The following is a 5,559-nucleotide window of genomic DNA, read 5'->3' on the forward strand; positions in this document are numbered from 1 at the left end:
CAAGGTTTTACCCGAGCCCGCCGGGCCGGTTAGCACGGTCAGGTCAACCTCGGGTTGATTCAGTAAAAACATTGCCATCGCCTGTTCCAGGTTGCGCGGTGTGAGGCCCCAAATATTCTGCCGCATCAGCTGATCGCCAGATAAATCACGTAAACAAAGCTGCTGTGCATCAATCTGCTCAACATAGCCTAAAAAATCTTCTTCATCGGCGATAAACATGCCGGGGTAGGGGTTATCGACAATGTCGCTGTCGACGATGTGTACGGTTTTATCGCCGTACTGCTGGGTGTCGACCTCTTTGACATAATCCCAAAATGAACCGTTCACGGTAATATGGCCATGCGCCAGTAAAGAAATATCATCAATGACTTTATCGCGGCGATAATCTTCAACCTGCTCCAGCCCCGAGCCTTTGGCCTTGATGCGCATATTGATGTCTTTGGTTACCAGGCAAACAAAGGCATCGACATACTGTTTTTGTAAGGCCAGCGCGACATTGATAATGCGGTTGTCGTTGTTCTGCTGTGGCGAGCCGGTGATGACGCTAGCAATGCCTTTATCAGACACGCCTTGGTCATCATAGATGCACAGCTTGCCGGGTAGGTTTTCAGAAATTTGAATGCCCGCCTGCATGGCTTTTGGCGTGGCGTCACGGACAATCGCGTCGATCGAATTTATGGCGATACGCGCTTCACGACTCACATCTTTTTGCTTGCGGTCTTTGATCGAGTCGAGCTCTTCTAAGACCGTCATGGGGATCACGATTTTATGTTCGTGAAAGGCATGAATGGCAGTGGGGTCGTGCAGTAAAACATTGGTATCGAGCACATAAATTTTTTGCATAGGCTTGGCATCCTTCTTGAGTCAAAAGAATTGGGTGAACGAGCGAGTAAAGTTTTGTGAGTGTCAGCGACAGTGTTGCCAATAGGGCTTGGCAAGATAGGGGGTGGAACCAGTAGGCGATACAGCTTATCAGCAATATTCGGCTTCCTTAAACACTGACAAGTTCAGCATAGGCGAAAACCGCCAACAAAAAAACCTGTTTATATTTACAGTAGTTTGAAAGCTGCCTACAATAGCCCGAAACAAGCAAAAACGGTGTGGGCGTTCATGGCTAAGGCAAAAAAAGCGTATGTATGCAGTGACTGCGGTGGCGAACACAGCAAGTGGCAGGGCCAGTGCAGTGAGTGCGGCGCTTGGAATACCTTAAGCGAAATTATCTTACAGCCAGCCAAGGCCTCAGCTAATGCACCGCGCTATAGCGGCTATGCTGGCCAGACGACGCAGGCGGTGCAAACGCTGGCCGAGGTTGACTTACAAGAGCTGCCGCGCATTTCAACCCAGGTGGGCGAGTTAGACCGCGTACTGGGCGGCGGCTTGGTACACGGCTCGGCGATTTTAATTGGCGGTCACCCCGGCGCTGGCAAATCAACGCTGCTGTTAGAGATTTTATGCAAGCTAGCCGAGCAGCAAAAAGCGCTATATGTGACCGGCGAAGAGTCGCTACAGCAGGTGGCGATGCGCGCCAAACGGCTACAGCTGCCTATGGATAAGCTGCAGCTGCTGGCCGAAACCGATGTGCAGCAAATCATTAGCCAGGCGCAGCAGCACAAGCCAAAGATCATGGTGGTCGACTCGATTCAGGTGATGCATCTAAGCGAGATTAGCTCGGCCCCGGGCAGCGTCAGTCAGGTGCGGGAAAGCGCCGCGTTTTTAACCCGCTTTGCCAAGCAAAGCGGCACGATTTTATTTCTTGTCGGTCATGTTACTAAAGATGGCTCTTTAGCTGGGCCTAAAGTGTTAGAACATATGATAGACACCTCAATACTGCTTGAAGGCTCATCGGACAGCCGCTTTCGCACCTTGCGCGGGCAAAAAAATCGCTTTGGCGCGGTCAACGAGCTGGGCGTATTTGCGATGATGGAAGACGGCCTCAAAGAGGTGAAAAACCCTTCAGCGATTTTTCTACAGCAAGCGGCTGAGCCATCCTCAGGCTCGGTAGTTATGGTGGTGTGGGAAGGCACAAGACCACTGTTAGTTGAAATTCAGGCCTTGGTCGACGACAGTAATTTTGGCAACCCGCGACGGGTGGCGGTTGGAGTTGAGCAAAACCGCATAGCCATGCTGCTGGCCGTATTGCATCGCCACGGCGGCGTGCATGCCGGTGATCAAGACGTTTTTGTAAATGTGGTTGGTGGGGTAAAAGTGTTAGAAACTGCAGCCGATTTATCTGTTTTGCTGGCGGTGGTGTCGTCACTGCGCAACGCCATCCTGCCGCAAAATCTGGTGGTGTTTGGTGAGGTTGGCCTGTCGGGCGAAATCCGCCCCGTGCCGTCGGGGCAAGAGCGACTGCAAGAAGCGGCTAAGCATGGCTTTCAACGTGCGATAGTGCCGCGCGCAAATGCCCCGCGCGAGCCAATTGCCGGCATGGAGGTGGTGCTGGTCGACCGCCTCGAGCAAGCGCTGCAGGCAATATAAGGGTAATAACAACGCCGCTTTATACATACAAATGTTCTGAGCCTGAGCCGCTGATTGCATACACTAGTAACAAATAGCAAAGCAGACATCACGCAGGAGCAGACAATGAAAAGCATGACCTTTCGCTATACCACCGAGGTAGTCACTCAACTGTCAGGTGATTCCTATGAGGCTATCTATGCGCAGTTTTTGGCCATTCGCAACGGTCAGCAGGTGCTGCCCGAATCGGCGCTGCAAACGGTGCTGCCGATGCAGGGGCGACGGTTTTTTGTTGGCCTAGAGCAGCATGGGCTGCACGAGGTTTGCCGCTTACGCGGTGATTTTGAGCAAGATATTGTCGCCAATACGCCGCTATTAAATCCGCTGGCCCGACTGCCTAGTGATGCCATGGCCGATTGGCATTTTCATGCTCAATAAACGGCAGGGTGCTGTGTAAGCGCAGCGCCTCAATCGAGTCAATCACCGCGCAGGGCGGGTTAAGCAGCAGCTCGTCGTTGGGCTGATATTTGCCAGTGCGCACTAAACAGGCCTGCAGGCCAGCACGCAAGGCGCCATCGATATCGCCCATCACATCATCGCCAATCATCAGACATTGATCGGCGGCGAAGCCGGTCGAATCAACCACCGCATGAAAAAACTCAGCGCTGGGTTTGCCGACAATTTCGGCGGTTTGCCCAGAAACCTCACTCAACATTTGAATAAACGGCCCGGCATCTAACTGCAGCTCGCCATCGGCCTTAAAATAGCGGTTATTGCCCACACCAATTAAGCGCTTGCCGGCCCAGCACAGCTGAAAAGCGCGATTCAGCGCGGCATAATGCAGGCCAGCGCGTGCATCGCTGACCAGCACGCTATCATAAGGCGGCTGAAAACCGGCAAAAAACGGCTGAATATTTGGATGTACAATGCAGTAAGGGTTTAGTTGCTGCGCCTGAATATAGCCAAGTGCTGCATCGGTGGCGGTAAATAGCTCAGCCGCGCTTACCTCAAAGCCCATGGCGTGTAGCTGCATTAAAATATCGCTCTTGGCCTGACTGGCGGTATTGGTAATAAAGCGCAGGCAATAACCTTCGCTGCGCAGGGTGCGAATGGTGGCGGTGGCGCCGTCGATGACCTGCTTGCCTTCATACAAGACCCCGCTAAGGTCAAATAACAGGGCCGCCGCCGTGCTAAAGTGTTGATCAGCCATGATTATCTCCACCATAAACAAGCCTAACTACAGTATAGTTAAGACTGCCAAAGCTGCGTATTGTGCAGACGCTAGTGGCCGATTGGCGAAACTGCTACCATAGCGCTTTTTCTCAAGGACACACCGTGCAAACGTATCTGTTACTTATCTCACCGCTGTGCAAGGGCGCATATTTTGCCGACAGCGCGCGCGTGATTGCGGCCGAGACTGAAGCCTGGCTGCAAGCTGAGCAGCTTAACGCAGAGAGCTACAGTATCGACACGATTGCAGGGGTTAGCTACCTGCGGCTGCAGCTAAATGCGCCGCTGCCGCCATCGGTGGCAAGGCTGACGTTTGTGCAAGCCGTGTTTCAGCAGCAGGGTGAGCTATTGCAGCCGCTGCCGCTTACGCCAAACTGGCAGCTGGGTGCAGAATTTGTCTATGGTGCCAAATACAAGGGCAAAACCAACGAGCTATTAACGCAGTTATTAATCAATGCAGCATTGGCTCAGCTGCCGCTGCCGGCCGAACACATCAAACTGCTTGATCCTATGTGTGGACGCGGCACTACGCTGCTGTGGGCAATGCGCTATGGCATCAATAGCAAAGGCATCGAACAAGATGCCAAGGCGCTGTTAGATTTGCAGCAGCATCTCAAAAAGCAAACCAAGCTGCAGCGGCAAAAACACAGCCTGCAGCACGGCTTTGTGGGAAAGGCTAATAAACAAGGGCAGGGTAAATTTATCGACTTTGCGGTAAAACAAACCCATATGCGCTTGATTATTGGCGACAGCCGCAACAGCAATACGCTGCTGCGCGATGAACGCTTTCATGCGCTGGTGAGCGACTTGCCCTATGGTATTCAGCACCACGGCAGTGACAAGGCACGCAATCCACTAAGCGTGTTAGCAGCCTGCGCTAGCGCCTGGGCCAATGCCTTAAAACCGGGGGGTGTGATGGCGCTGGCCTATAACCGCTATATGCCCAAGCGTGAGGCGATACTGCAGCTGTTTGCTGAACAACAGCTAGAGCCGATTGTCTTTAATGCCGAACATCGCATGAGCGAATCGATTGTGCGCGATATTCTGCTATTAAAAAAGCCCGGCACGCTTAGCTAAGCAAGCCAAACCAAGCCAAACCAAGCCAAGTTTAAGCCAATAAGCGATCTAACGGGCTATTTGTGCCAGCAAAATGCTGGCCCAAAACATGGGTATAAATTTGCGTGGTTTTCACATCATTATGCCCCAGCAAATCTTGTACGGTGCGAATATCTGCGCCATGCGCCAGCATATGGGTGGCAAATGAATGTCGAAACGTATGGCAGGTTACCCGCTTATGCAGCTGGCTAGCAAGAACGGCTTTTTTCAGGGCTTTACGCAACACTGAAGGGTGCAAATGATGACGGCACTGCACGCCGCTCACCGGGTGCTGGCATAATGTCGCGGACGGAAATAAAAACGCCCATTCTGGCGAGCAATACGCGCGCGGGTATTTGCGCGCCAGCGCTACCGGCATTGAGCAACCGACGCCCTGCGCATTATCTTGCTGCTGTACCATTAGCGCACGCTGCATTTGCTGCTCTAACGCAGAATTTAAGCGTGGGCTTAGTAAGGTGACACGGTCTTTATTGCCCTTCGCATCAACCACATGCAGGGCCTGCTGCTGCAGCTGAATATCTTTCAAGCGAATGCTTAATACCTCTGCCGAGCGAAGACCGCTACCATACATTAACTGAAACGCCAGCAAGCGCTTGGCCGGAAACTGCTGAAAAAGCCTGGCTATCTCTTGCTCACTCAGCACCGTGGGTAAGCGTCGCTGCTTGGTCGCCAAAGAAAAATTTAGCTCGCCCAAGGGTTGATCAAGCACCTTATGAAACAAAAATACCAGCGCGTTCAGGGCAATTTTCTGCGTAT

Annotated in this window: 6 protein-coding genes; 3 read left to right on the forward strand and 3 right to left on the reverse strand. The window is 52.5% G+C overall.

Features of this window, described 5'->3' with window-relative positions:
- Positions 1 to 843, reverse strand: an 843-nt coding sequence (locus HRU21_11210) for a PhoH family protein (protein ID NRA42856.1), incomplete at its 3' end; no start/stop codon positions are given.
- Positions 844 to 1,110: 267 nt separating this feature from the next.
- Between HRU21_11210 and radA the strand changes: the two genes are divergently transcribed.
- Both radA and HRU21_11220 read left to right on the forward strand, forming a co-directional pair.
- Positions 1,111 to 2,478: a DNA repair protein RadA gene (gene radA / locus HRU21_11215; GenBank protein NRA42857.1), complete on the forward strand. Its 1,368-nt coding sequence runs from the start codon at positions 1,111 to 1,113 to the stop codon at positions 2,476 to 2,478.
- A gap of 105 nt (positions 2,479 to 2,583) precedes the next feature.
- Positions 2,584 to 2,895, forward strand: a complete 312-nt coding sequence (locus tag HRU21_11220; protein NRA42858.1) for a hypothetical protein — start codon at positions 2,584 to 2,586, stop codon at positions 2,893 to 2,895.
- Here HRU21_11220 and HRU21_11225 read toward each other — a convergent pair.
- Entirely contained in the window at positions 2,855 to 3,667 is an 813-nt protein-coding gene (locus HRU21_11225) for a TIGR01458 family HAD-type hydrolase (protein NRA42859.1), read from the reverse strand. The two genes, HRU21_11220 and HRU21_11225, sit on opposite strands and share 41 nt — an antisense overlap.
- Before the next feature lie 125 nt (positions 3,668 to 3,792).
- Here HRU21_11225 and HRU21_11230 point away from each other — a divergent pair, with 125 nt between their 5' ends.
- Positions 3,793 to 4,764: a hypothetical protein gene (locus tag HRU21_11230; GenBank protein NRA42860.1), complete on the forward strand. Its 972-nt coding sequence runs from the start codon at positions 3,793 to 3,795 to the stop codon at positions 4,762 to 4,764.
- Between the two features lie 31 nt (positions 4,765 to 4,795).
- Here the strand turns inward: HRU21_11230 and HRU21_11235 are convergent.
- Positions 4,796 to 5,559 (reverse strand): integron integrase (locus HRU21_11235; protein ID NRA42861.1); only part of this gene is annotated, 764 nt, incomplete at its 5' end.

It is taken from the genome of Pseudomonadales bacterium (genome assembly GCA_013215025.1).
GTDB lineage: Bacteria > Pseudomonadota > Gammaproteobacteria > Pseudomonadales > DT-91 > DT-91.

What these genes read in the sequence shown, in the direction of transcription:
- radA (NRA42857.1), top strand. Translation starts at nt 1,111, where the DNA reads ATGGCTAAGGCAAAAAAAGCGTATGTATGCAGTGACTGCGGTGGCGAA.
- HRU21_11225 (NRA42859.1), bottom strand. Translation starts at nt 3,667, where the DNA reads ATGGCTGATCAACACTTTAGCACGGCGGCGGCCCTGTTATTTGACCTT.
- HRU21_11220 (NRA42858.1), top strand. Translation starts at nt 2,584, where the DNA reads ATGAAAAGCATGACCTTTCGCTATACCACCGAGGTAGTCACTCAACTG.